The sequence below is a fragment of the Okeania hirsuta genome (assembly GCF_003838195.1).
Classification (GTDB): Bacteria; Cyanobacteriota; Cyanobacteriia; order Cyanobacteriales; family Microcoleaceae; genus Okeania; species Okeania hirsuta.
In genome coordinates this window covers 1-2,499 of record NZ_RCBY01000493.1, presented here as the reverse complement: position 1 = coordinate 2,499, position 2,499 = coordinate 1, and the positions used below count along the sequence as shown (strand labels likewise).

Sequence of the window (2,499 nt, the reverse complement as noted above, 5' to 3'; positions counted from 1 at the left end):
TAAGTAAACTTTAGCACTTCTTTAGACTTTTGAAAATCAGCTCCTGCTTCGGCTATAGTCTGCGCCGCCTGATAACCCCGCAGCCCCACTAAGGTAGGCTTCCCATCGAAAACAATGGTATAGATTTCTCGAATAGGGTAAGCATGTACCGCTGAAATATGCCTTTGTAAGTCAGGGGAACTGGTGAAAAGACTTGAAAGGGAGCTTCCCGCTGTAAATCCCAACTCTATCCACGCCTGATACTGTTTGCCTCTATCCCAAGTTTGCACCACACCTTTTGGAGAGTCTGGCAAATTTTTCATGGGGTTGCATAATATCTAAACAGTAAACGTTGTACTTCCTGTCTTTTTCTCCAAGTTTCGCCACAGCTTATTATCTAGGTAGTTTCTAAACTCCTCCGTACTCACGTCCGCATTTCTTTTGAAGGCTAGTACGTAGTGAGGGTGCTGTAAAAATCCATTTGTATCTGGGTTGTTGGTACGATCAAGGAAAGTACGACTGAAAGGCAAGAAAGACCGCTGGTAAGTGTTTTTGGATACAAAAATGGCATTGTCTTCATCTGCTTGTTTGAGCGCAAATGGCTTTCGTAGTAAGTTTGCAATGAAAGAACTGGAATAGGAAATATGTGCCATACCGTCGGGCTGATCTTCTTCTGGTAGGTTCGTTTCTATCCCTTCCAAATCAGATAGCAAAGCTGGGTCCACCTTATCTAGGTGCAACTGACGGTATTGATAAAACCCGGGCGTGCGGGCTGCCCAAATGGCGTGCACGTCCCGCCAATATCTAGTGAATAAGTCTTTTGAAAGGTCTTTTCTTTGCCAGCAAAAGAAGGTAGCCACGGCTTTGGCTTTATTTTCTGTTTTCGCAATGAAATTTTGATCGGTGACCATGATGTAAGCTTGTTTAATTGAAATTGTGTCAATTTCGCTTGGTCATCGATCAATAGTCAATCCATTATGCAGAAGTTTGAATGATTTTCGCAGATCAGCCGGTGAATTAATTATTGGCTTTTAAGCTTTTTGATTAATTCTCTGGATACCCTACCTAAGTTTGTCTTGCCACGATTATAGTTGCGCATTATAATCACTCCATACTGGCTTTCTTTATCAAAAAGCATGTAGCAATTATAACCAGCCACAGACCCGCCGTGTCCCGCAGTCGAAATTTCATTATCCTCAAACAGCGAAAGCCCATAACCATAATTGTCTTCAGGTGTCTGGCCCTGCCGCATCGCAGCTAGACTTTCTGGTTTCAAGAATCCATCATAACCCATGATGGCATTCATAAACCGCTTCAAATCGTTGGGTGTCGAATAAATGCCACCATTAGGCACTTTGTAGCCTCTTCCTTTATGTTCTCGAGCCGCGGCTTCGTATACCTGGCCCATCCCGTTGCTTTGCATGCCAATGGCCAAATCAGCCATTTTTGATTCCGGCACAATAAAAAAACTGCTATTCATATGTAGCGGCTTGAATATCTTTTCTTCCACCAATTGCATGAATGGCTTACCGGCCGCCTTGGAGAGCGCTAGTCCCAAAATTCCAAAGCCAATATTGGAGTAGCTATAGGCTTGATCCATACCTGATTTGAAAGACGTTTTGGAGATGGAGGCCAAGACTTTTTCTTCCCATTGCGCTATCGGCCCAGCGGCGGCATTTTCCAATTTGGGCTCCCTGATAAGGCCGGAGGTGTGGCTGGCCAGATGATGAAAGGTGATTTTTGTGGAATCCGAATAGCCTTCCAATGCTGCAATTTCTGGGAGGTATTGCTCGACGGGGTCATTGAGTTGAATGGTTCCTTCATCAACTAGTTGCAGCATCAGGAATGCCGTGAAGGTTTTGGAAATAGAACCCGTCCGGTAGATTTTGGAGGGATCAGCTTTTATAGCATTGGGGAAATCAGCAAAGCCATAAGCACCAGACCACAAAGTTTGCTTCCCTTTGAGTATTGCAAGGCTAATACTCCCTTGGTTTTTGTCCGCTTTTACTTCCTGCTCGATTTGGTTGCGGAACTCAAGTATTGCCGAATTGATCTCTGCCGGGGATTGGGCGTTTGCATTAGCAATCCCAATGAGTCCAAGATAAAGGACCGCCACTACAGTCGATAAGTCATTGTGGTTTGATGTTATTGCTGTAATCTGAGTCTATATCTATGGGATGAGTTGACTAACTGCTAAGTGGATTCGGACAAAGACGAGTCCTCGGGACTTGAAGTGTTTCTCTGCTGTAAACCCTAAGTTCAGAAACTAAATGCACGTTCTTGTCTTTTCATTCTTGCATCCATTAGAATATCATCCTTTAGCAATGAAATATTCAAACAGAAACTGACCAAGTTTAAAAAGTACTTGAAGAACAGATTGCGGTTTGTACCCAATAATTATTATACAACTTGGGCAAGCACTTTTGGACTTTCATTCGCTATTGGGTTCATTGTGCAAAGTAACATAGATTATAGCAGCAAAGTTGCTGTGGTATCTGCTGCTTTAGTCTTAATTGGGAT

At 43.3% G+C, this 2,499-nt stretch carries 3 protein-coding genes; all 3 read right to left on the bottom strand.

Annotated elements, in window-relative coordinates:
• A partial coding sequence (locus D5R40_RS32160; RefSeq protein WP_205127812.1) for a hypothetical protein occupies positions 1-302 on the bottom strand: 302 nt, incomplete at its 3' end.
• A 15-nt stretch (positions 303-317) separates the two neighbouring features.
• Positions 318-890: a hypothetical protein gene (locus D5R40_RS32155; protein ID WP_124155825.1), complete on the bottom strand. Its 573-nt coding sequence runs from the start codon at positions 888-890 to the stop codon at positions 318-320.
• A gap of 110 nt (positions 891-1,000) precedes the next feature.
• Positions 1,001-2,095 (bottom strand): serine hydrolase domain-containing protein, encoded by a 1,095-nt coding sequence (locus D5R40_RS32150; RefSeq protein WP_161565160.1) that lies wholly within the window; start codon positions 2,093-2,095, stop codon positions 1,001-1,003.
• Positions 2,096-2,499 lie beyond the last annotated feature (404 nt).

Coding starts and splice junctions, on each gene's coding strand:
- D5R40_RS32155 (WP_124155825.1), bottom strand. CDS start 890: ATGGTCACCGATCAAAATTTCATTGCGAAAACAGAAAATAAAGCCAAA.